Source organism: Methyloversatilis discipulorum, assembly GCF_000385375.1.
Taxonomy (GTDB): Bacteria; Pseudomonadota; Gammaproteobacteria; order Burkholderiales; family Rhodocyclaceae; genus Methyloversatilis; species Methyloversatilis discipulorum_A.
The window spans coordinates 3,851,090-3,872,973 of sequence record NZ_ARVV01000001.1; the positions used below are offsets into that span (position 1 = coordinate 3,851,090).

Here is a 21,884-nt window from a genome sequence, read left to right on the forward strand (position 1 = left end):
TGCCGGGATCGGTCGACACCCGATCCATGCGTCGCACGCGGATGAACGCGCTGTGAGGCAGGGACCGGACATTGACCGGGCCCCGCACGCGGGACATCGGGAGGGCTCAGGCCCTCCCTTTTTTACGCTTTCAGCAGATCCTCGCGCCCGGCCAGCCAGCGTTCCAGATGACGGTCGGCGGCCGCGACGTGGTCACGCAGCAGCGTATCGGCCGCCTCGCGCGCCAGTTCGACCAAAGCCTCGTCGATCACCAGATCGGCAAAGCGGAGCAGCGGCTGGCCGGACTGTCGGCTGCCGATGAACTCACCAGGACCGCGCAACTTCAGGTCCTCGGCGGCGATCATGAAGCCGTCGGTGTAGGCGTGAATGACGCGCAGCCGCTCGCGTGCGGTCTGCGACAGCGGCCCTTCATACAGCAGCACGCAGGCCGATTCGCGGCTGCCGCGCCCGACCCGGCCGCGCAGCTGGTGCAGCTGCGACAGACCGAAACGCTCGGCGTGCTCGATCACCATCAGGCTTGCGTTCGGCACATCGACACCGACCTCGATCACCGTGGTGGCGACCAGCAGATGGGTGTCGCCAGCGACGAAGCCGGCCATCACCGCCGCCTTCTCGTCCGGTTTCATGCGGCCATGCACCAGCCCCACCTTCAGTTCCGGGCAGGCGGCCAGCAGTTGCGCGTGGGTGTCGATCGCGGTCTGCAGCTGGAGCGTTTCCGATTCCTCGATCAGCGGGCACACCCAGTAGGCCTGGGCACCGGCGGCACAGGCATCGCGCACGCGCTCGATCACCTGCTCGCGGCGGGACGCCGAAATGAGCTTGGTCAGCACCGGCGTGCGGCCGGGCGGCAGTTCGTCGATCACCGACACGTCGAGGTCGGCGTAATAGCTCATCGCCAGCGTGCGCGGTATCGGTGTCGCGCTCATCATCAGCTGGTGCGGACTCACGTCGCCCGCCTTGGCACGCAGCGCGAGCCGCTGGCGTACGCCGAAGCGGTGCTGTTCGTCGACCACCGCAACGCCCAGTCGCGCGAAATCGACCGCGTCCTCGATCAATGCGTGCGTGCCGACCGCGATCGGCGCCGCACCGCTGGCGATGGCTTCCTTCATCGCCCGCTTGTCGCGTGCCTTCAGGCTGCCCGACAGCCAGGCCACCTGTATGCCCAGCGGCGCCAGCCAGTCGGCCAGCTTGCGGAAGTGCTGCTCGGCGAGGATTTCGGTCGGCGCCATGAAGGCCGCCTGGTAGCCGGCTTCGACCGCACGCAGACAGGCCAGCGCCGCCACCACGGTCTTGCCGGAGCCGACGTCACCCTGCAGCAGCCGCTGCATCGGATACGGCTGCGACAGGTCGGCGGCGATCTCCGCCCAGGCGCGCGCCTGCGCGCCGGTCAGCGCGAACGGCAGCCGCTGCAGGAAGCGGTCTATCAGCGAACCGTCGGTCTGCGCGGGCTGCGGCAGCACCGGCGCGTCGCGGCTGCGCCGGGCGGCGTGCGCGCGCTTCAGGCTCAGTTGCTGCGCCAGCAGCTCGTCGAACTTGATGCGGCGCCAGGCCGGCGCCAGCCGCTCGTCGAGGTCGCGCAGCGATTCGCCCGGCCGTGGCCGGTGCAGTGCCTGCACCGCGGCGCCGAAAGGCACCAGCGCGTAGTGGCGGCGCAGCGCGTCGGGCAGGCTGTCGGCGAGATCGGTGCGCTCCAGCGCGTCGTCGATGGCGCGGCGCAGGCTGGCCTGCGACAGGCCCGCGGTGGCCGGATAGACCGGCGTCAGCCGGTCCGGCAGCGGTGTGTCGTCGCCGACGTTGCGCACCCGAGGGTGCAGCATTTCGGCGCCGAAGAAGCCGGGGTTGATATCGCCGAACAGGCGCACCCGCTTGCCGGGTGCCAGCTGTTTCTGCTGCGACGGATAGAAGTTGAAGAAGCGCAGCGTGACGGTGCCGCTGTCGTCGGCGGCGGTCACCACCAGCTGGCGGCGCGGCCGGAACTTCACTTCCGCCTGCGTCACCTCGACCTCGACCTGCACCGGCTGGCCGGCGCGCGCCAGCGCCACCGGCGTGATGCGCGTCTCGTCCTCGTAGCGCAGCGGGAAATGCAGGACGAGCGCGGCATCCGAGCCGAGGCCCATCTTGTCGAGCGCGGCCGAAAGCGCTTCGCTGCGGGTACTCATGCGGAGGGCAGGACGGCCGGGACAGGCCTGGCCAAGCAGTGTCAGTCGATCACCAGCACCGCATCGACCTCGACCAGCGCACCACGTGGCAGCGCCGCCACGCCGACCGCGGCACGCGCCGGGAAGGGCTGGTTGAAGTAGCGGGTCATCGCCTCATTCACCTTGGCGAAGTTGCCGAGGTCGGTCAGGAACACGTTCACCTTGACCGCGTTATCCAGCGTGGCGCCGGCCGCCGCGGCGACCGCCTTCAGGTTGTCGAACACGCGGGCGATCTGCGCGTCGATGCCGTCGGCCATGGTCATGGTGGCCGGATCGAGGCCGATCTGGCCCGACATGTAGACGGTGTTGCCGACCTTGACCGCCTGCGAATAGGTGCCGATCGCGGCGGGTGCGTCGGGGGTCGAAACGATGGTGCGCGACATGCGAAGTCTCCGGAAGCGTTGTGAATGAATGCTGCGCGGCATACCGGCCGCGGAAGGCCAGTGTGCCGGACGTCGCCGGATTATCGCGGATTCGGTGGCGATGGGGGCGTCGGCACTCAGCGCGGCGCCGAAGCCGGCCGCAGCGCGGTCGGCGGCCCGCTGTCCATGCCGAGCGCGCGCAGGCGCTGCCGTGCCTGGTCGGCCTCGGCGCGCGACTTGAACGGCCCGATGTGCACGCGCGCCTCGATCTGCGACGGAATGCCGTTCAGCGCAAGCCGGGCGCGGATCTCTTCGGCGTTGGCGACGTTGCTGAACACGCCCACCTGCACGACATAACCGGAGCCGGCGACCGCCGGCGAACGGGCGATGGCCGGTGCCGGCTGCGGCGCGGCGTCGGCCGGCGCGGCGGCCGGCCTGGACGGCGCCGCGGCAGGGGGCGCTGCAGCGGAGGGCGCGGCACGGGGCGGCAGCGGCGCCCCCGGGCGCGCGGTCGATTCGGGCACCGCCGGTTCCGGCTGCGCAGCCGGCGCAGGCTGCGCATCGGTGGCGGCATCGGGCAGCGGCGGCGGCGTGTCCTGCATAGCCGCCGTCGTCGCGTCGACCGCCGGCGTTTCCTCGGGCGGCAGCGTCGGCAGGGCGGTGGCCTCCTCGGCCGCCGGCGTTTCGGCGGGCGGCGGCGTGACCGCGGCCACCGGTTCGTCGTCGGTCTCCGGGGCGCGGCGGCTGGCGTCGAACAGGGCCAGTCCGCCGATCAGCATCGCGATCAGGCCGCCAGCGACGATCACCCGGCGCAGCAGCGCACTGCGCTGTTCGGCCGCCTCCTGCTCGTCGTTGCCGCGCACGGTCACGCTGTCGGTCGCACTCATGTCCTGTCTCCCATGCCACGGCTCTGCGCCAGCGTACGTACCAGTTCGGCCTCGCCGACCGACATGTCGCACTGTTCCGCGATGTCCTCGGCACTGAGGCCGCGCGCCGCCAGTGACAGCGCCTCGCTGTACTGCGGCGCGACCGGCGGCAGCTGATTGACGGTTTCGAGCCGGCGGCTGACGCCGTCCAGCCTGTCCTCGATCAGGTCGAGCCGGGTTTCCAGCGCCTGCATCAGCGGCGCCAGCCGGGCATCGAGCAGCATGTCGAGTTCGGCCTGCAGGTCCACCGGTGGGGGTGGCACGGGAGCCTCGGGTGCGGGCGGTGGTGCGGCTTCGGCGGTGCGGCGGGCGTTGAGCATGGACAGGCGCACCAGCGCATAGCCCATGTAGCCGGCAAGAATGACGAGCGCGACCAGCGCTGCTTCCTTCCAGCCGATTGCCGACAGATCGATCAAATCCCCGCTCCGTGTGGTCTGCGCGCGCGTCCGGCGCGTCGCTGCGTGCATGCAACGCCGCCGTGCGGCGTGTTGGCCCGGATAATAAGGCTTTTTCACTGGCACGCGCCCATGCCGAGTTCCTTGCTGTTCCTGCTGAAGAAGACCGTGGCGGTGTTGCTGCTGCCGCCGACCAGCCTGCTGCTGATGGCCGTGCTCGGCCTGCTGCTGATGCGCCGCCACCGCCGGGCCGGCATGACGCTGGCCGCCACCGGGGTACTGACGCTGTATGCGTTGTGCCTGCCGGCGCTGGCCGGATGGCTGGAGCGCAGCACCTATTACAGCGGCGCGGCACAGCCATTGACCGGAGCCGGTGCCATCGTCGTACTCGGTGCAGGCACCGCCGACAACCTGGTGGACTATGACGGACAGACGGTGAATGGCTGGGCGCTGGAGCGCGTGCGCGCCGGCGCACGACTGGCGAAGCGCACCGGCCTGCCGGTGCTGGTCAGCGGCGGCGTGGTGTGGGACGGACGCCCGGAAGGCGAACTGATGCGCGAAGCGATGAGCGACTTCGGCGTGGACGTGCGCTGGGTCGAATCGGCCTCGCGCGACACCGCCGACAACGCGCGGCTGTCGGCGCTGCTGCTGCGCGACGCCGGGATCACCCGCGTCGCACTGGTGACGCATGCGATGCACATGCGTCGTTCGATGGAGGAATTCCGTCGTGCCGGACTGGACCCGGTCGCTGCGCCAACGATGATCCGCCGCCCCGGCACATGGGAATTCAGCGACTTCATCCCATCGTCGCGCGCGCTGCAGCAGTCCGGCTGGGCGCTGCACGAGTGGCTGGGCTGGCTGGCGCAGAAACTGCGCCCCTAGCCCCTAATTAGAGCTTGGTCCCGCCGCTGACGTCGATCACCTGACCGGTGGTCCAGGCGCCATCCGGGCCGACCAGGAAGGACACGACGCCGGCCACGCGGTCGGGCGTGCCGACGCCGGCCAGTGCCTGCATCGACTGCACCGCCTCCGCGCCGCCATTCTCCAGCAGACCGGTGGTGAGCCGCGTTTCGATCACGCCGGGCGCCACCGCATTGACGGTGATGCCGCGCTCGCCGAGCGACGCCGCCAGTTGCAGCGTCAGCACATCGACGAAGCCCTTGGTCGCCGAGTAGGCCGGAATGCCAGGAAAGGCAGTGCGGGCGACGATGCTGGACAGGTTCACGATGCGACCGCCGTCGCGCAGCTTGGGCAACAGGTATTTGGTGACGAAGAACAGCGAGCGCATGTTCACGTTCGACAGACGGTCGTAACTGCCTTCGCTCATGTCCTCGATCGCCTCGAAGGGCGCGATGCCGGCGTTGTTCACCAGCACGTCGATATGCGGTTCGGCCAGCGTGTCCGCCAGATACTGCGGCCCGTCGGACATCGACAGATCGGCCTGCAGCAGCGTGGCGCTGCCGCCTGCGCGTTCGATCGCCGCGCACACGTCGCGCGCCTCTGCGGCACCGTGGGCGTAATGGACGACGACGTGAAAGCCGTCGCGTGCCAGGCGCTGCGCAATCGCCGCGCCGATGCCGCGCGAGGCGCCGGTGACCAGCGCGACACGGCGCTTCTTCGATGCAGACATGGTGATTCCTCCCTTATGTTTATTGGATGAGGCCGGTCTGCGGCGACGAGGCCGCGGCCCGGTAAGGCAGCTTTTCCATGCGGCCGGCGAGGAAGGCCTCGCGGCCGGCGATGACGCCGTGGCGCATCGCCGCGGCCATGCGCACCGGGTCGCGTGCGTGCGCGATGGCGGTGTTCATCAGCACGCCGTCGCAGCCCAGTTCCATCGCCACCGCGGCGTCCGACGCGGTACCGATGCCGGCGTCGACGATGACCGGCACCTTGGCGTCGTTGATGATGATTCCGATGTTCCACGGGTTCAGGATGCCCATGCCGGAACCGATCAGGCTGGCCAGCGGCATGATGGCCACACAGCCCATGCTTTCCAGCACGCGCGCCTGTATCGGGTCGTCCGAGCAATAGACCATGACGCGGAAGCCGTCGCGGATCAGCGTTTCGGCGGCGCGCAGCGTTTCCGGCATGTTGGGGTACAGCGACTTCGGATCGCCCAGCACTTCGAGCTTGATCAGGTCGTGGCCGTCGAGCAGTTCGCGCGCCAGGCGCAGCGTGCGCACCGCGTCGTCGGCGGTGTAGCAGCCGGCCGAATTGGGCAGCAGCGTGTAGCGCCCGGTCGGCAGCACGTCGAGCAGGCCGGGTTCGCCGTTGTTGCGGTTCAGCGGCGTGCGCCGGATCGCCACGGTGACGATATCGGCGCCGCTGGCGTCGAGCGCACGGGCGGTTTCGTCCAACGTGCGGTACTTGCCGGTGCCCACCAGCAGGCGCGACGCAAAGGGCTGGCCGCCGATCACGAGCGGATCGGTCAGCGGTGTAGCAGCGGGTGAATTCATGGTCTAGCCGCCTCCGACGGCGATGACGATTTCGACGCGGTCGCCCGGGCTCAGCGCCGCATGGTCGAACACGCTGCGCGGCACGATTTCGCCGTTGCGCTCGACCGCGATGCGCTTGCCGCGCAAGGCCATGCGGTCGAGCAGATCGCCCACCGTGCGCGCATCGTCGAGCGGCTCGTGCTGGCCGTTCACGATGACGGTGTGGGCGCTGGCGTCAGCCATGGTGCTCATGCGCGGCGTGCAGCACGTCGGCGCGGTAGGACGAACGCACCAGCGGGCCGGCGGCGACTTCGCTGAAACCCAGTTCGAGCGCGATGGCACGCAGCGCATCGAAGCGCTCCGGCGTGATGTACTCGATCACCGGCAGATGGGCCGGCGACGGTCGCAGGTACTGGCCCAGCGTCAGCAGGTCGCAGCCGTGCGCGCGCAGGTCGCGCATCACCTCGACCACTTCCGCCTCGGTTTCGCCGAGCCCCAGCATCAGGCCGGTCTTGGTCGGCACGCCGGGGAAGCGCTGGCCGAAGTCGCGCAGCAGCCTGAGCGAACCTTCGTAGTTCGCGCCCGGCCTGACCTCGCGGTACAGGCGGGGCACGGTTTCCATGTTGTGGTTGAACACGTCCGGCGGCGACACCGCCAGCGCGTCCAGTGCGGCCGCCTCGCGGCCGCGGAAATCGGGGGTGAGCACCTCGATCGTGATGTCGGGGCTCAATGCGCGGATGTCGGCCATGCACTGCGCGAAATGCGCCGCGCCGCCATCGCGCAGGTCGTCGCGGTCCACCGAGGTGATGACCACGTAGCGCAGCTTCATCGCCGCCACCGTGCGCGCCAGGCGCTGCGGTTCGTCGGCATCGGGCGGCAGCGGCCGGCCGTGCGACACGTCGCAGAAGGGGCAGCGGCGCGTGCAGATGGCGCCGAGAATCATGAAGGTCGCCGTGCCGCGGCCGAAGCACTCGCCGATGTTCGGGCAGGCCGCTTCCTCGCACACGGTGTGCAGCGCGTGTTCGCGCAGCACGCCCTGCAGCGCGCGCACCGCTGGCGTGTCCTGGTCGCGGCCGCGCAGCCAGGCGGGCTTGGTCGGCGAGGCGACATCCTCGCGCACCTTGACCGGAATGCGGGCGAGCTTGTCGCGTCCGCGCAGGCCTTCGCCTGCAACAGCTGTGCTCATGATGGAATCCGTAAAAATGGCCGCCGCAGGAGAGGCTGCGGCGGCCGGTGGTGCATCAGCCGATGAACTCGCCGATCAGCTTGTTCACTTCGCCTGCCGCTTCGAGCTGGACCATGTGGCCCTGGCCCGGCATCACCTTCACGGTCGCGCCCGGGATCGCCGTGGCGTGAGAGGACGGGATGACACGGTCGTTTTCGCCCCAGATCACCAGCGTCGGCTTGCCGGCCGCGGCCGAAGCAAGCTGCTCGGCCTGACGGCCGCCGGCGAACAGGCCGCCGGCCAGCGTTGCGAGCGCGCTGTCGACGCCTTCGAGGCGCTTGAACTTGAGCATGTCGTCGATCATCGAGCGGGTGACCAGCGACTCGTCGGAGTACAGCTGCGCCAGCACCGGCTTCAGCGCGTTGCGCGAAGCGGCGGCGACGAAGCCGTCGATGTAGGCACCGTTGATCTCGTTGCCCAGACCGGCGCTGGCGATCAGCGACAGCGACTTCACCTTGTTCGGCGCGCGCTTGGCGATCGCCAGGCAGACGCCGCCGCCCATCGAGTGGCCGGCCAGGTGGGCGCACTCGAGACCGACTGCGTCCATGAAGCCGATGACGACTTCAGCCAGACCGTCGAGCGAGGCGATGCCGGTCACCTTGGTCGTGCTACCGTGACCCGGCAGGTCGAGCGCATACACCGCACGCGACTCGGACAGCGGCGAGTGGTTGAACAGCCAGTTGTTCAGATCGCCACCGAAGCCATGGACCAGCAGCAGCGGGTCCTTGCCGGCCACGTCCTCGCCCAGCTTGAGGTAGCGCACCTCGACATTGCCGACCTTGACCGTCTGCGTCTGCGGACCGGAGTCAGCGTCGTCGGCGGACGGCGGCACGAACTCGGCCTGGAAGCGGGCGATCACCGCATCGATCTCGGCGTCGGAAGCTCCCTTGTCGGCGACGATGCCGAGCAGCGCACCGACCGGCAGCACTTCGTCCGGCTGGGCGACCTGACGGCGCAGCACGCCGGACACCGACGCCTCGACGGCACCGGAAATCTTCTCGCTCTCGACCTCGATGATTTCCTCACCCGGGTCTATCGTGTCACCGACTTCCTTCAGCCAAAGGTTGACCTTCCCCTCCTGCATGGAAAGGCCCCACTTGGGCATGGTGACGGTATGGATTGCGGACATCAGCGATACTCCTTGACCTTCATCACGGCTTCTTCGATGCGTGCCGGACTGGGGATGTAAAGATCTTCAAGCGAAGCGGCGAACGGCACCGGAACGTGCGGTGCAGTCACCATCTGGATCGGCGCCTTGAGCGCGCCGAAAGCTTCCTGCGCGACGATGGACGAGATGTCCGACGCCATGCTGCAGCGGGGGTTGGATTCATCGACGACGACCAGGCGACCGGTGCGCTCGACGCTTTCGAGAATCGTGTCGGTGTCGAGCGGCGAGGTCGTGCGCGGATCGATGATTTCGCACTGGATGCCCTTCTTACGCAGGTTGCCGGCGGCTTCCTTCGCGTAATGCACCATGCGGCCCATCGCGACGATGGTCACGTCGTCGCCTTCCTGCACCACGGCGGCTTCGCCGAAGGGGACGATGTAGCTCTCGGCCGGCACGTCGCCTTCCATCGTGTAGAGCGCCTTGTGCTCCAGGAAGATGACCGGGTCATTGTCGCGGATCGACTGGATCAGCAGGCCCTTGGCGTCGTACGGGTTCGACGGGATGACCACCTTCAGGCCGGGGATGTGCGTGAACACGTTGTACAGGCACTGCGAGTGCTGGGCGGCAGCGCGGAAGCCGGCGCCGTACATCGCGCGGATGACGACCGGGGTCTTGGCCTTGCCGCCGAACATGTACTTGAACTTGGCAGCCTGGTTGAAGATCTGGTCGAAGCAGACGCCCATGAAGTCGATGAACATCAGCTCGGCGACCGGACGCAGGCCGTTGCAGGCGGCACCGACGGCGGCGCCGACGTAGCCCGATTCGGAGATCGGGGTGTCGAGCACGCGGCCCGGGTGCTTCGCGTACAGGCCCTTGGTCACGCCGAGCACGCCGCCCCAGGCGTCCTGCTCGCCGGGCGAACCTTCGCCACCGGCGACGTCCTCACCCATGATGATGACGCTCGGGTCGCGCGACATTTCCTGATCCAGCGCCTCGTTGATGGCCTGCTGGTAAGTGATCTTTCTTGCCATTCTGTTTTCTCCTGTCAGCGTATGGCGCGGGTTCAGTAAGAGATGTAGACGTCGGCCATCAGGGCCTCGGGCGGCGGCAGCGGGTCAGCCTTCGCCTTTACCACTGAGTCGTCGATCATCGTCTTAACTTCGCGGTCGATGGCTTCGATGTCGGCCATGGTCAGTTCGCCGCGCGACGTCACGCGCTTGGCGAACTGCATCAGGCAATCCTTGGTTTCGCGCAGCTTCTGCACTTCGCCCGGTGCGCGGTAGGTCTGCTGGTCGCCTTCGAAGTGGCCGTAGTAGCGCGACAGCTTCACTTCGAGCAGGGTCGGGCCGCCGCCTTCGCGGGCGCGCTTGATCGCCTCGCCGGCCGCTTCGTACACCGCGAAGAAATCGAAACCATCGACGATGACGCCCGGCATGCCGAAGGCACTGGCGCGGTCGGCGATGTTCTCGACAGCCACCGAGAAGGTGCTCGAGGTCGCTTCCGCGTAGCCGTTGTTCTCGGCCACGAAAATGACCGGCAGCTTCCACACCGAAGCGAGGTTCATCGCTTCGAAAATGGTGCCCTGGTTGGACGCGCCGTCGCCGAAGAAGCACACGCCGACGTTGTTCTCACCGCGGATCTTGGACGCGAGTGCGGTGCCGCAGATCAGCGGGCCACCGCCACCGACGATGCCGTTGGCGCCGAGCATGCCCACCTCGAGGTCGGCGATGTGCATCGAGCCGCCCTTGCCCTTGCAGGTACCGGTGGCCTTGCCCCAGATCTCGGCCATCATGCCGACGGGATCAACGCCCTTGGCGATGCAGTGGCCGTGACCGCGGTGGGTCGAGGCGATGTAGTCGTTGCGGTTGAGGTGCATGCAGATGCCGGTCGCCGAAGCTTCCTCGCCCGCATACAGATGGACGAAACCGGGGATTTCGCCGGTGGCGAAATCGACGTGCACGCGCTCCTCGAAATCGCGGATGGTGCGCATGGTCCGGTAAGCCTGCAGAAGGGCTTCCCTGTTCAAAGGACTGGTCATGAGTGCTCCTCTTTGTTGTGGACAGAAATGCCCGCGGTTCTCCGGCAGCTGCGGGCGGATGGCTGATCGAGCCTGGGGCGGAGCGCGGCGCCGTCGTTGGCGCCGGCTCCGTGGAGAGCGATGAAGGGGAGCGCGCGCGTCATGCGGCACCTCCCGCGTAGTGGCGCAGCAGTCGGTGCTGCGCCGCGTGGGTGAGCGTGGCGGCGACGTCGATGGTCTGCGGGCCGTTCGGGTCGAGGCTGATTTCGATGCGGCTGCCGGTGTGAAACTCGATCTCGCGCTCGCCATCGAGTGCGATGGTTCCGCTGCGACCGGTCAGCACCACCGGTTCGTGCGGCGACAGATGCGCGTAGTCGCGCACCCCGACTTCGGCCACCAGGCCGGGCGCGATTGCCGCATGCACGCGGCGCGGCGTATCGCCGGTCGGCGCGCAGCGCACGTGCAGGCCGTGTGCTGCGGCGCGCGTGACAGGTTCGAGCTGACCGGCGATGGCCGACAGGCCGATGCCGTCGGCGGCGGCGAAGGTGACGAACAGCTCCTCGACCAGCGCGCTGTCCCAGACCGCACGCGAGCCCACGTACTCATGACCGGTGAAGCAGGCGTCGACCAGCGCGATGTCGTCGCGGTCGTCGCAGCGCACGCGCAGCAGCTTGTTGCGGCGCAGGCCGGCCGCGGCCGGCACCGCGCCGGTCGCGATCAGGCCGGCGGCCAGTCCGGCCACCGTGGCCTCGCGCATTTCCGGAAAGGCGTTGTTGGTGCCGGTCGACAGCGCCAGCAGCGGCACCTGGCCGCAGCGCTTGGCCACCGCGCGGTGAGTGCCGTCGCCGCCGAGCACGATGATGGCGGACACACCCGCCGCGCACATCGCCTCGGTGGCATGCAGCGTGTCGTCGATCGATTCGGACACGGTCATGTCGATGAAGCGAACGCGCCGCCCTTCGGTCGACCGGCCGTCGAGACCGAGCGCGCGATACACCAGGCCGGAGATCGAGCCCTTGTCCGGCATGAGCAGCACGTGCTCGACACCGGCCGCTTCGAGGCCGGCGATGGCGCGCACGATCATGCTGGCCTTCTCCGCGTTCGGGAACACCGAAGCGCGTGAGGTCAGACGACGGATGTCCCTGCCCGATGCCGGGTTGGCAATGATGCCGACGCTGACCGGGGGGGAAGAACTGGGCGACACGACGATGCGACTCCTGAACGAGGTTTGAGCCCTCATTGCATCTGTCGTGCCAGCGCCTCGTCGCCCATCGGCGTTCTGGCGACAAGCCGATGATTCGTAAGAGGTCTGTCACGCCCATCGTCATAGGCCGTCGTTGATCGACCGGCACACGCCGGCCGATGAGACGCCGGACACCCGGCGCACTGAGACAGCTGTCTCAGTTTTCGGAGACATTCGTCGCGTTGCTTTCGGACGCGGCAGGGCCTAACCTCACGCAACAAAAAGGGAAACCTTCCCGCACACGGCAACAGCCGGTGACGGGGGGTTCGCAAGTCCACCACGGAGGAGACGGACATGAGACAAGGTCGAGAAATCGCCGACCATGTCGGACGCGTGATGAACATCGTCGAAGGACGATCGCGCCCGGCACAGACTGACCCGGCTTACGAGCGCCTCGCGCGCTCCTGGCGCAGGTCGCTGAACAAGCACTCCATCGACCCCGGCCTGTCGTCGGTTCCCAAGGTCGTCACCGCCTACGAACTGCGCGAGCACCGCGAGCGCATCGAAACCTTCATGCGCATCGCACGTGAGGGCGTAGAGCGGCTGCACCACGAGCTACTGCCGGCCAACTACTGCGTGCTGCTGACCGACGCCACCGGCGTCACCGTCGACTACCGCACCGTGCCGGCGCTGGAGAAGGAGTTCAAGGACGAGGGCTTCCGCAACGGCACCTGCTGGGCGGAAGAGCACGAGGGCACCTGCGGCGTCGGCACCACGCTGGCCGACCGTCAGCCCACCCTGGTTCACCGTGGTGAGCACTTCCGTTCGCACAACACGCAATTCACCTGCAGCTCGGCACCGATACTCGGGCTGCAGGACGAGCCGATCGCCGTGCTCGATGCCTCGGCGCTGTATTCGCCGGACGCCCGCGAAAGCCAGCTGCTGGTGTTCCGCATGGTGTGCGACAAGGCGCGCCTGATCGAGGACGCCTACGCGCACTACAGCCTGCGCACCTACTGGACGCTGCAGCTCGGCCAGGTCGCCGAATTCATGCCGGTCGAAACCGACTACCTGATCGCCTTCGACGACGACGGCCGCATCGTCGGCGGCAACCGCCGCGCCCGCCAGGAACTGATCAATCACAACGGCCGCCACGCCGAGTTCCTGCACGACCTGTTCGAGTGCACCGCCAGCGACATCATGGTGTCGGCGCACGCCAGCCCGGGCACGCCCTTCCCGCTGCGCATGATGGCCACCGGGCGCCGCCTGTTCGCCGTGCTGCGCGCGCCGAACGCACGCTCGCTTGCCCAGGTCACGCAGGCCAAGCCGGTCATTACCGCCGACGACGTGACCGCACCGCGCGGCTTCCGTCATCTGGCGCTGGGCGATCCGCGGGTCAAGGCCAACGTCGCCTGCGCCGTGAAAGTGGCCAACCGCGACATCCCGGTCATGCTGCTGGGCGAGACCGGCACCGGCAAGGAAGCGTTCGCGCGCGCCATCCACGACTTCAGCGACCGCGCCAAGCAGCCCTTCGTGGCGCTGAACTGCGCGGCGATTCCGGAGAGCCTGATCGAGAGCGAACTGTTCGGCTACCGCGACGGTGCCTTCACCGGCGCCCGCAGCAAGGGTGCCAAGGGCAAGATCCTGCAGTCGGACGGCGGCACCCTCTTCCTCGACGAAATCGGCGACATGCCGCTGTCGCTGCAGAGCCGCCTGCTGCGCGTGCTGGCCGAAGGCGAAGTGGTGCCGCTGGGTGCCGAACAGCCGACGCCGGTGAACCTGCACGTGGTCTGCGCCACCCACCAGGACCTGCCGGAGCTGGTGCGCCAGGGACGCTTCCGCGAAGATCTGTTCTACCGCCTCAACGGCGCCAGCTTCATGCTGCCGCCGCTGCGCAACCGCGAAGACAAGCGCGAGCTGATACAGCTGGTGCTGCGCGAGGAATGTGCGGCGATGGGCCGCGAGGAACTGCGCATACCGGAAGAGACGATGGCGCGCCTGCTGAGCTACGACTGGCCGGGCAACATCCGCCAGCTGCGCCACGCCATCCGCTACGCCTGCGCGATCGCCGACGGCACACAGGTCACCATCGAGCACTTCCCGCAGGAACTGCGCACCAACAACCACAGCCCGCGCGCCACGCTGCAGCCGCCGCCGCAGCAGCAGATTCCGCAACCGGCGCAGCAGACCCCTGCGATCGCGTCGCCACAGGCCGCGGCACCGCGCGGCGTCGGCGGTGCAGTACCCGATCCGTGCGAACTGCGCGACGGCGAGCCGCTCAACGAGGCCTGCCTGCAGCTGCGCCAGAAGATGCTCGACGCGCTGCGTCGCAACCACTGGCGGGTGACCGAAACGGCGCGCCAGCTGGGCATGTCGCGCGCCACCTTCTACCGCAAGATGGCGCGGCTGCGCATCGTCGCACCGAACTATCTGGACGGTGAGGAGCGGATGGTCGAGAACGGCTGAGTCCGCGGCACGGACGAGAAAAGGGGCGCATCAGGCGCCCCTTTTCTTTTGCATCCGGGATGAGTGAGGCCTCACTGCTTCATGCGTCAGAGGACCGCTTCCGCATGACGTCCGAGTTGGCGCGCGTGCTCCAGTGGGAGCGGCCTTGGCCGCGACGCGGCGATTGCTGGCCGCCGGCTTCGGCATTGGCCGCAGTCGGGGTCAGAAGACCCCTCCCACAGAATCCTGACCTGGGCTCCGGTCGCGGATCAGAGGCGATCCCTGTGGGAGCGGCCTTGGCCGCGACGCGGCGCTTGCGGGCCGCAGTCCTTGATACGGCGCGCTGTCGCTGCCGGAGGACCGCTCACGGATTCAGCGACAGCGCCCGGACGTTCTCGCGTTCCGCGGAACGCCGGCGATCACTGCGTGCCGAGGAACTTGATGTAGGCAACCAGTTCCCAGATCTGGTCCGGCGAGAAGGCCTGGCCCCAGGGCGGCATGATGTCGGAGCCGCGACGACCATGGAAAATCGTCTTGAAGGCCTCGGCGTCCGGCAGATCCTTGCGGCCCTTGAAGTCGGGAGCGCGCCCGCCGACGCCTTCGGAGCCGTGGCAATAGCCGGCACAGGTCTTGTTGAAACGCTTCTTGCCGGCGGCGATGCGCTCGGGGTCGGTCAGTTCGAACGACGGTTGCGGCAGCGCTTCGGCGGCAGCTTCGGCATTGGCGAGCACCGGCGAGCTGAGGGTCTGCAGCACGAGTGCGCTGCCCGCAAAAACGACCGTCCGAAGACCGGCGGAGATGGAGAAGGCACGGGTCGTGCCGCTGAGCTTGCGTGTAGTCATGGTTCTGCTTTCCTGCCCGGTTGAAACAATGGTTCTGATTTTCATGCGCACATTGAACCCACCCGTCCCGAGACCGGGATGCGCCATCCGCTCGAACCTGTCTGCAGGCTCAACGCGCGGGACGACGGGAGGGTTGAATCTGGGCATGCGACGAGGGAGTCTGCACAAAAAAAGACAGGCGGTCACTCCCGTTACCGCCCGTAAATGAGGAGACTTACAACACCCCGCCGTGTGTCCGCACGACGGGGTGGGTGACGCACTTACTTCCTTACTCCAGCGTGAAGGCAACCATCGCCGCACCACCCGGCAGATCCTTGATCTGCGGGAAGGCACCGGCCAGGAAGCCCGGGGCATGCGAACCGAGACCGGTCGGGAAGACGATGTACTGCTTGCCCTTGACCGAGTAGCTGACCGGGCCGCCACGCAGACCGGAGCCGGCGTTGAAGGTCCACAGTTCCTTGCCGGTGTCGGCGTCGTAACCGTAGATCTTGCCTTCCATGTCACCGGTGAATACCAGACCACCGGCGGTGGTCAGCACCGACGACAGCGGCGGCAGGTCGTACTTGATCGACCACTTGCGCTTGCCGGTGATCGGGTCACGCGCGTCCAGGCGACCGTGCGGCTTGGTGCCCGGCGGCGGTACCAGCTTGATCGACTCGATACCCAGCGACAGCGAGGACACGGCCTTCAGGTTGTCCGGATCGTCCTTGCCGGCGACCACTTCGTTACACACTTCCATCGCGTGCGAGTACCACAGGCCGGTGCCCGGGTTGTAGGCGCCGTGGTTCCAGCTGCGCGCACCGAGCAGGTTCGGGCAGAAGGTCTTCACCTTGTCGACTTCCGGGTAGATCGGATCGATCAGCGCGCCGGTCTTCGGGTCGATGCCCTTGACCCAGTTCACGTTCTCGGCGAACTGCCACACGTTCTCGAGCTTGCCGTCCTTCTTGTCCATCACGAACACGAAGCCGCCCTTGTTCAGGTGCACGATGACGTCCTTGCCGTCCTTCTGCACCACCAGCGCCTCGTAGGCCGAGTCGTAGTCCCACGAATCGTTCGGCACTTCCTGACGGTGCCACTTCACCTTGCCGGTCTTCGGATCGAGCGCGAGCAGCGTGGCGGTGTAGAGGTTGTCGCCCTTGCGGTCGTAGTTGTAGTAGTCGGGTGCGGCGTTCGACGTACCAATGTAGATGGTGTCGGTCTTGGCGTCGTAGGTGCCCGGCATCCAGGCGCTGCCGCCGCCGACCTTGCCGCTGTCGCCCGGCCAGCTCTTCGGATCGTTCTTGATCACGTCGAAGGTCCACACCGGCTTGCCGGTGTCGGCGTTCACCGCGTAGATCTTGCCCGAGATCGGCTGGTCGCCGCCGGTGGTGCCGCCGAACAGCACGTTGCCGGCCAGCTGCGGCGGCGCCGAGAACAGTGCGCCGTACTGGTTCTTCGGATCGGTGAGCTGCGTCGACCACACTTCCTTGCCCGTCTTCTGGTCGAGCGCGATGAAGCGGCCGTCCAGCGTGCCGACGTACACCTTGCCGCGGCCCACGGTCACGCCGCGGCTGGCCGCACCGTAGAACACCTGGTCGACGATCTTGTCGAGCTTGGGTGCGTATTGCCAGATGGTCTTGCCGGTGGCCGCGTCGATGGCCCACACGTTGTTGTTGGCCGAGATCGAGTACATCACGCCGTCGATCACGATGGGCGTGGCCTGCAGACCGTGCGTGATGGTGCCCGGCTGGTGGATCCACGCCACCTTGAGCTTCTTCACGTTGTCACGGTTGATCTGGTTCAGCGGGCTGAAGCGCCAGGCGTTGCTGGTGCGGTGGTATTGCGGCCAGTTGTTCGGATCTTCGAAGCCGGGGCCGCTCTGCGCAACGGCCGGGCTCACTGCAAACACCGACAGCATCGACGCAGCGGCTACGGCGGCGGCGGATGCGGTCAGGCGGAACTGCTTGCGAATCGAATTCATCGATCAGGTCTCCTTGGTTTTTAGAATGCGGCGGCGGGTTTCCACACCCTGCCGCCGTTTGCTGCAGACGCGAGCGCCTTAGAACATGAAGTTCAGACCGACGTTGAGCAGCGTGCTCTTCTCACCCGCCGTCACGCCCGCTGCGACGATGCTGGTACGCAGCGTTGCGCCCGGGTCGGCATCGGCGAAGGCGGCCTGAATGTACAGCGTGGTGTCGGGGCGCCACTGGTAGTCATTGCTGATCACGATGAACTTGGTTTCATCGCTCTTGTTGGCGTCGTCCTTGTTCAGATAGAAGGCGAGCGTAGCCGAGTTCTTGGCGCTCCACTTCCAGTCCAGACCGGTACCGAAGCCATTGACGTCGAACAGCTGGTTGCCCGCCGTGTTGTCGTTCTTGGCGTTCATCCAGTTGTTCTTCCAGGTGAAGTCGCCGAACGGAATGGCGAAGCCGAGCGAGGTGTGATCGACCACCTTCTTGCCGGACTGCTCGTCGTGGAAGGCCTGGTAGGAACCGGACAGCGTGATCGGACCGTTGTAGGTCAGACCCAGCGCGTAGGCGCTATTGTCCTTGAAGTCGCCGGCCTGACCGCCGAAGGAGTACAGCACACCCATGGTGACCGGACCCCAGGTGTTGCGGTATTGCACGGCGTTGTTCATGAAGATGCCAACGTCGTTGTTCGTGTTGCGACCGCTGCCGTTGTTCGGGTTGAAGGTCGTGAACAGCTGACCGTAGGCCCAGGCGTACAGGTTGGAGAACTGCTCCTTGAACGCGCGCGGTTCGGTGCCGATGTGGGCCAGCAGCGCCGGGCCGTACTGACGGCCGAGGGTCAGGCTACCCCAGTCGCCGCGCACACCCAGGTTGGCCTGACGACGGAACAGCGGGGTGTTGATGCCGCCGGGGCCGGTGCCCGACGCGTCGCCGGTGCCGTGCAGGAAACCGTTGTTGGTGTCGAAGTGCGATTCGAGGTTGAAGAAGGCGGTCAGGTTCACGTCGAGCTCGCGCTCACCCTTGAAGCCGATGACCGTTTGACGCAGACCGCTGGTTTCCATCGACGTCTTGCTGTCACCGGTCGCGTTCGCATCGCTGTTATAGAGCATGCCGACGTCGATGATGCCGAACATCGACAGTTTGGTACCACCGAATTCGCCAATGACGATGTCGGCCATCGCCGGCGTCGACATCACACAGAGTGCAGCCACGGCGGCAGCGCCAGCCGTGAGCTTGCGGGTTTGGGTAAAGGTGCTGTTCAGCGACTTGCGTCCAGTTCTTGTCATGTTCCCCTCCTAGGTGATGCTGTTGATTGGTCCTGGTTGAATGCGGCGCCTGCATGTTCGGGTCACCGTCGGAGGGCTTAAGGCAGCATTCATGCCACTGAAGCAATTGCCCGCAAACCCGCATGGACACTGGGGGTATGCCTACGAGATCGCGGAGGGCTGCGACAGCTGTACGGGTGAGACGCCTGAAAGCTGCGACAGCTGTCTCGACATCGAAGGGGGCGGTGGTGAGATAGTTGAGACAGCCGGCGCACGCGCCGCAGGCTGGGGCTTACGGGCACGACGGTCGGGCCACGTCGCGTGGCCTGGAACTTGCGTTGTCGTACCGACGAGGTGCGGTAGACGCACCCCTCGCATACCTAGTCGAAGAAAAACCGGACTGCAGCAAGAACAGGAGCTTCCATGAACGCCAAAGACACCTTCCTCGCCGACCAGGCGCACGTCGACGAAGCGGCGATCGCGCCGCTGCCCAATTCGCGCAAGATCCACATCGAAGGCTCCCGCCCGGACATCCGCGTGCCGATGCGCGAAATCTCTCAGGCCGACACGCCCACCGGCTTCGGCGGCGAGAAGAACCCGCCGGTCTTCGTCTACGACTGTTCCGGCCCCTACACCGACCCGAAGGCCGCTATCGACATCCGCCGTGGCCTGCCCGCGCTGCGCGCACGCTGGATCGAAGAACGCGGCGACACCGAGCAGCTCACCGACCTCTCCTCCGAATTCGGCCGCATCCGCGCCGCCGATGCCGCGCTCGACGACCTGCGCTTCCCCGGCCTGCACCGCCACCCGCGCCGTGCCAAGGCCGGCCGCAACGTGACCCAGATGCACTACGCCCGCCAGGGCATCATCACGCCGGAGATGGAGTTCATCGCCATTCGCGAGAACATGAACCGCGCCGCCTACGTCGAGAGCCTGCGCGCGACCGGCCCGACCGGCGAGAAGATGGCCAAGCTGCTCACCCGCCAGCATCCGGGCCAGAGCTTCGGCGCGTCGATCCCGGCCGAGATCACCCCTGAGTTCGTCCGCGACGAAGTCGCCCGCGGTCGCGCCATCATCCCGAACAACATCAATCACCCGGAGAGCGAGCCGATGATCATCGGCCGCAACTTCCTGGTGAAGATCAACGCCAACATCGGCAACTCCGCACTCGGCTCCTCGATCAACGAGGAAGTCGACAAGATGACCTGGGCCATCCGCTGGGGCGGGGACACGGTGATGGATCTGTCGACCGGCAAGAACATCCACGAAACCCGCGAGTGGATCATCCGCAACAGCCCGGTACCGATCGGCACCGTGCCCATCTACCAGGCGCTGGAGAAGGTCGACGGGCGCGCCGAAGAGCTCACCTGGGAAATCTTCAAGGACACGCTGATCGAGCAGGCCGAACAGGGGGTGGATTACTTCACCATCCACGCAGGTGTCTTGCTGCGCTACGTGCCGATGACCGCCAACCGGATGACCGGCATCGTGTCGCGTGGTGGTTCGATCATGGCCAAGTGGTGTCTGGCTCACCACAAGGAGAGCTTCCTCTACACCCACTTCGAAGAGATCTGCGAAATCATGAAGGCCTACGACGTGGCCTTCTCGCTCGGCGACGGCCTGCGTCCGGGTTCGATCTACGATGCCAACGACGACGCGCAACTGGGTGAGCTGAAGACGCTGGGCGAGCTCACCGACATCGCCTGGAAGCACGACGTGCAGGTGATGATCGAAGGTCCGGGTCACGTGCCCATGCACCTGATCAAGGAGAACATGGACCTGCAGCTCGAGTACTGCAAGGAAGCGCCCTTCTACACGCTGGGTCCGCTGACCACCGACATCGCCCCGGGCTACGATCACATCACCAGCGGCATCGGTGCGGCGCAGATCGGCTGGTACGGCACGGCCATGCTCTGTTACGTGACGCCGAAGGAGCACCTGGGGCTGCCGGACAAGGACGACGTGAAGGAAGGCATCATCACCTACAAGCTCGCCGCCCACGCCGCCGACCTCGCCAAGGGTCACCCGGGCGCGCAGATCCGCGACAACGCGCTGTCGAAGGCGCGCTACGAGTTCCGCTGGGACGACCAGTTCAACCTGGGTCTGGATCCGGACAAGGCGAAGAGCTTCCACGACGAGACGCTGCCGAAGGAATCGGCCAAGGTGGCGCACTTCTGCTCGATGTGTGGCCCGCACTTCTGCTCGATGAAGATCACGCAGGACGTGCGCGACTTCGCCGCCAAGCAGGGTCTCAATGAGGACGAAGCGCTCGCGAAGGGCATGGAAGTGAAGGCGGTCGAGTTCGTGAAGTCGGGCGCGGAGATCTATCAGAAGGTGTGAGGCGGAGGGCCGCCTCTCTGTGGGAGCGAGCTTGCTCGCGATACAGCGGTGATCGAAGGCACCGACTCCGCTTCGGGCTGCTATCGCGAGCAAGCTCGCTCCCACAAAAACGGGCTCCGGTGACGAAGGGGGGCGATCCTTGCGGGAGCGGCTTTGGCCGCAACAGGGCCTCTGCTATCGGCGGGCTTCGATGCAGGCTGCCGTCGGGGTCAAGACCCCTCCCACAGAACCCCGGCCCGTGCTCAGCCGGGTGCCGGGCGCATCCCCTGTGGGAGCGGCCTTGGCCGCGACGGGGACGCGGCCAGCCGCAGGTCGCGATTCAGACCACCGTCGCAAGCCACACTCGCTTCCACTGAGGGGCAGGTTTTCGATCGGCCTGCTGAGTCCGCCTGATACAGGCGAGACAGGTCGACCGGTCAACTGTCTCACCGGCGTCTCGTCGCATCCGGACCGCGAGGCGGTCCGGATGCCTTGCGGTGTGCTGCGGGCGCCGCTTACTGCAGCGCCTTGATCTGTTCCGGCGTCAGTCCTTTCAATGCATCGGCCGCCGACTTGCGCGCCAGGTCGCGGTCGGTTTCGATGATGGCGTGCACCGAATTCATCACCTTGTCATTGGCCGCTGCCGCCTCTTCCTTCGTGATCTGGCCTGCGGCCAGGCGCTCGCAGGTGCGGTACAGCGACTCGCGCAGGAAGGACAGCATCTGCGCGCGCTCGGCCAGGCGGACGACATTGGCATCGACCTGCCCGTTGCCCGCCGCCTTGCCGGAGGCTTCCAGCTGGGCGATCAGCTTGAGCGTGCTGTCGGCGCCGGGTTCGGTGCAGCCCGGTCCCATGCGCGCCGCGCGCGAAGCGGCGACCGTCTTTTCGTCGGACGTACCGCCACCGCCAAAGAGCGGCTTGGCTTCGGACGACGGGGGCATCGAGCTGCGGGAGTGTTCGTACTTAGCCCAGTAATTCTTGTGGGTCTCCGTCGAGTTGTCGCGAGCGGCCGTCGACGAGCCCAGGCCGGAACAGCCTGCCAGCAGCACGGCGACGCAGCACGCGGTCATCAGCGAAGATTTCATGGTGACTCCTTTGTTTTCGAGTAGTAGGTAATGTGACCCGTCGCCGACCAGCAGCCGATTGCCGGAACGCTCCTCTACGTCACGGCAGACAACGCGTCGATCGCTACCTGCAAGATGCGGGCCAGCAACC

The 21,884-nt window shown here is 67.0% G+C and carries 19 protein-coding genes; 3 read left to right on the forward strand and 16 right to left on the reverse strand.

From position 1 onward, the window contains the following. Positions 1-122: 122 nt before the first annotated feature. The 4 genes from recG to METRZ18153_RS0117890 all read right to left on the reverse strand — a co-directional run bounded on the left by recG (position 123) and on the right by METRZ18153_RS0117890 (position 3,902). The gene (gene recG, locus METRZ18153_RS0117875) at positions 123-2,159 is read right to left on the reverse strand and encodes an ATP-dependent DNA helicase RecG (RefSeq protein ID WP_020166033.1); all 2,037 of its coding nucleotides are present in this window, start codon (positions 2,157-2,159) and stop codon (positions 123-125) included. 41 nt (positions 2,160-2,200) lie between these two features. After that, positions 2,201-2,581, reverse strand: a complete 381-nt coding sequence (locus METRZ18153_RS0117880) for a Rid family detoxifying hydrolase (RefSeq protein ID WP_020166034.1) — start codon at positions 2,579-2,581, stop codon at positions 2,201-2,203. A 116-nt stretch (positions 2,582-2,697) separates the two neighbouring features. Then, on the reverse strand, positions 2,698-3,447 hold the full coding sequence (locus METRZ18153_RS0117885; protein ID WP_020166035.1) for an SPOR domain-containing protein: 750 nt from the start codon (positions 3,445-3,447) through the stop codon (positions 2,698-2,700). Further along, positions 3,444-3,902 (reverse strand): DUF2802 domain-containing protein, encoded by a 459-nt coding sequence (locus METRZ18153_RS0117890; protein ID WP_020166036.1) that lies wholly within the window; start codon positions 3,900-3,902, stop codon positions 3,444-3,446. Before METRZ18153_RS0117890 ends, METRZ18153_RS0117885 begins: the two co-directional genes overlap by 4 nt. A 111-nt stretch (positions 3,903-4,013) precedes the next feature. Between METRZ18153_RS0117890 and METRZ18153_RS0117895 the strand changes: the two genes are divergently transcribed. Next, positions 4,014-4,763 carry a YdcF family protein gene (locus METRZ18153_RS0117895; RefSeq protein WP_020166037.1) on the forward strand — a complete coding sequence of 250 codons (750 nt, stop codon included), beginning with the start codon at positions 4,014-4,016 and terminating at the stop codon, positions 4,761-4,763. A gap of 7 nt (positions 4,764-4,770) precedes the next feature. On the opposite strand, the gene METRZ18153_RS0117900 is transcribed toward METRZ18153_RS0117895, so the two are convergent. The 8 genes from METRZ18153_RS0117900 to METRZ18153_RS0117935 form a co-directional block, all read right to left on the reverse strand. Further along, positions 4,771-5,511 carry an SDR family NAD(P)-dependent oxidoreductase gene (locus METRZ18153_RS0117900; protein WP_020166038.1) on the reverse strand — a complete coding sequence of 247 codons (741 nt, stop codon included), beginning with the start codon at positions 5,509-5,511 and terminating at the stop codon, positions 4,771-4,773. A gap of 19 nt (positions 5,512-5,530) precedes the next feature. After that, positions 5,531-6,337, reverse strand: a complete 807-nt coding sequence (locus METRZ18153_RS0117905) for a thiazole synthase (RefSeq protein ID WP_020166039.1) — start codon at positions 6,335-6,337, stop codon at positions 5,531-5,533. 3 nt (positions 6,338-6,340) lie between these two features. Next, a complete protein-coding gene (gene thiS, locus METRZ18153_RS0117910) occupies positions 6,341-6,559 on the reverse strand; it encodes a sulfur carrier protein ThiS (RefSeq protein ID WP_019916557.1) in 219 nt (72 codons plus the stop codon). Continuing rightward, positions 6,552-7,502, reverse strand: coding sequence for a lipoyl synthase (gene lipA, locus METRZ18153_RS0117915; protein WP_020166040.1), 951 nt, complete (start codon positions 7,500-7,502; stop codon positions 6,552-6,554). The genes thiS and lipA overlap by 8 nt, the downstream gene beginning before the upstream one ends. Positions 7,503-7,557: 55 nt before the next feature. Beyond that, positions 7,558-8,670 carry an acetoin dehydrogenase dihydrolipoyllysine-residue acetyltransferase subunit gene (locus tag METRZ18153_RS0117920; RefSeq protein ID WP_020166041.1) on the reverse strand — a complete coding sequence of 371 codons (1,113 nt, stop codon included), beginning with the start codon at positions 8,668-8,670 and terminating at the stop codon, positions 7,558-7,560. Continuing rightward, positions 8,670-9,680, reverse strand: coding sequence for an alpha-ketoacid dehydrogenase subunit beta (locus METRZ18153_RS0117925; protein ID WP_020166042.1), 1,011 nt, complete (start codon positions 9,678-9,680; stop codon positions 8,670-8,672). The genes METRZ18153_RS0117920 and METRZ18153_RS0117925 overlap by 1 nt, the downstream gene beginning before the upstream one ends. A 32-nt stretch (positions 9,681-9,712) precedes the next feature. Further along, positions 9,713-10,687: a thiamine pyrophosphate-dependent dehydrogenase E1 component subunit alpha gene (locus tag METRZ18153_RS0117930; RefSeq protein ID WP_029143866.1), complete on the reverse strand. Its 975-nt coding sequence runs from the start codon at positions 10,685-10,687 to the stop codon at positions 9,713-9,715. A 139-nt stretch (positions 10,688-10,826) separates the two neighbouring features. Further along, positions 10,827-11,906, reverse strand: a complete 1,080-nt coding sequence (locus METRZ18153_RS0117935) for an ATP-NAD kinase family protein (protein ID WP_232416085.1) — start codon at positions 11,904-11,906, stop codon at positions 10,827-10,829. Positions 11,907-12,203: 297 nt separating this feature from the next. On the opposite strand from METRZ18153_RS0117935, the gene METRZ18153_RS0117940 reads away from it, so the two are divergent. Beyond that, entirely contained in the window at positions 12,204-14,315 is a 2,112-nt protein-coding gene (locus tag METRZ18153_RS0117940; protein ID WP_020166046.1) for a sigma-54-dependent Fis family transcriptional regulator, read from the forward strand. Positions 14,316-14,713: 398 nt separating this feature from the next. Here the strand turns inward: METRZ18153_RS0117940 and METRZ18153_RS0117945 are convergent, their stop codons facing one another. The 3 genes from METRZ18153_RS0117945 to METRZ18153_RS0117955 form a co-directional block, all read right to left on the reverse strand. Beyond that, positions 14,714-15,136, reverse strand: coding sequence for a c-type cytochrome (locus METRZ18153_RS0117945; RefSeq protein ID WP_020166047.1), 423 nt, complete (start codon positions 15,134-15,136; stop codon positions 14,714-14,716). 268 nt (positions 15,137-15,404) lie between these two features. After that, entirely contained in the window at positions 15,405-17,096 is a 1,692-nt protein-coding gene (locus METRZ18153_RS0117950) for a pyrroloquinoline quinone-dependent dehydrogenase (RefSeq protein WP_020166048.1), read from the reverse strand. A 78-nt stretch (positions 17,097-17,174) separates the two neighbouring features. After that, on the reverse strand, positions 17,175-18,371 hold the full coding sequence (locus METRZ18153_RS0117955; RefSeq protein ID WP_081629110.1) for a porin: 1,197 nt from the start codon (positions 18,369-18,371) through the stop codon (positions 17,175-17,177). A gap of 402 nt (positions 18,372-18,773) precedes the next feature. Here METRZ18153_RS0117955 and thiC point away from each other — a divergent pair, with 402 nt between their 5' ends. Next, entirely contained in the window at positions 18,774-20,690 is a 1,917-nt protein-coding gene (thiC, locus tag METRZ18153_RS0117960; RefSeq protein ID WP_020166050.1) for a phosphomethylpyrimidine synthase ThiC, read from the forward strand. Positions 20,691-21,184: 494 nt separating this feature from the next. On the opposite strand, the gene METRZ18153_RS0117965 is transcribed toward thiC, so the two are convergent. Further along, on the reverse strand, positions 21,185-21,754 hold the full coding sequence (locus METRZ18153_RS0117965; protein WP_020166051.1) for a hypothetical protein: 570 nt from the start codon (positions 21,752-21,754) through the stop codon (positions 21,185-21,187). Between the last annotated feature and the right edge of the window lie 130 nt (positions 21,755-21,884).

What these genes read in the sequence shown, in the direction of transcription:
- METRZ18153_RS0117930 (WP_029143866.1), bottom strand. Translation starts at nt 10,687, where the DNA reads ATGACCAGTCCTTTGAACAGGGAAGCCCTTCTGCAGGCTTACCGGACC.
- recG (WP_020166033.1), bottom strand. Translation starts at nt 2,159, where the DNA reads ATGAGTACCCGCAGCGAAGCGCTTTCGGCCGCGCTCGACAAGATGGGC.
- METRZ18153_RS0117935 (WP_232416085.1), bottom strand. Translation starts at nt 11,906, where the DNA reads ATGAGGGCTCAAACCTCGTTCAGGAGTCGCATCGTCGTGTCGCCCAGT.
- METRZ18153_RS0117965 (WP_020166051.1), bottom strand. Translation starts at nt 21,754, where the DNA reads ATGAAATCTTCGCTGATGACCGCGTGCTGCGTCGCCGTGCTGCTGGCA.
- thiS (WP_019916557.1), bottom strand. Translation starts at nt 6,559, where the DNA reads ATGGCTGACGCCAGCGCCCACACCGTCATCGTGAACGGCCAGCACGAG.
- METRZ18153_RS0117925 (WP_020166042.1), bottom strand. Translation starts at nt 9,680, where the DNA reads ATGGCAAGAAAGATCACTTACCAGCAGGCCATCAACGAGGCGCTGGAT.
- METRZ18153_RS0117905 (WP_020166039.1), bottom strand. Translation starts at nt 6,337, where the DNA reads ATGAATTCACCCGCTGCTACACCGCTGACCGATCCGCTCGTGATCGGC.
- lipA (WP_020166040.1), bottom strand. Translation starts at nt 7,502, where the DNA reads ATGAGCACAGCTGTTGCAGGCGAAGGCCTGCGCGGACGCGACAAGCTC.
- METRZ18153_RS0117900 (WP_020166038.1), bottom strand. Translation starts at nt 5,511, where the DNA reads ATGTCTGCATCGAAGAAGCGCCGTGTCGCGCTGGTCACCGGCGCCTCG.
- METRZ18153_RS0117940 (WP_020166046.1), top strand. Translation starts at nt 12,204, where the DNA reads ATGAGACAAGGTCGAGAAATCGCCGACCATGTCGGACGCGTGATGAAC.
- METRZ18153_RS0117920 (WP_020166041.1), bottom strand. Translation starts at nt 8,670, where the DNA reads ATGTCCGCAATCCATACCGTCACCATGCCCAAGTGGGGCCTTTCCATG.
- METRZ18153_RS0117945 (WP_020166047.1), bottom strand. Translation starts at nt 15,136, where the DNA reads ATGACTACACGCAAGCTCAGCGGCACGACCCGTGCCTTCTCCATCTCC.
- METRZ18153_RS0117955 (WP_081629110.1), bottom strand. Translation starts at nt 18,371, where the DNA reads ATGACAAGAACTGGACGCAAGTCGCTGAACAGCACCTTTACCCAAACC.
- METRZ18153_RS0117895 (WP_020166037.1), top strand. Translation starts at nt 4,014, where the DNA reads ATGCCGAGTTCCTTGCTGTTCCTGCTGAAGAAGACCGTGGCGGTGTTG.
- METRZ18153_RS0117885 (WP_020166035.1), bottom strand. Translation starts at nt 3,447, where the DNA reads ATGAGTGCGACCGACAGCGTGACCGTGCGCGGCAACGACGAGCAGGAG.
- METRZ18153_RS0117880 (WP_020166034.1), bottom strand. Translation starts at nt 2,581, where the DNA reads ATGTCGCGCACCATCGTTTCGACCCCCGACGCACCCGCCGCGATCGGC.
- METRZ18153_RS0117950 (WP_020166048.1), bottom strand. Translation starts at nt 17,096, where the DNA reads ATGAATTCGATTCGCAAGCAGTTCCGCCTGACCGCATCCGCCGCCGCC.
- thiC (WP_020166050.1), top strand. Translation starts at nt 18,774, where the DNA reads ATGAACGCCAAAGACACCTTCCTCGCCGACCAGGCGCACGTCGACGAA.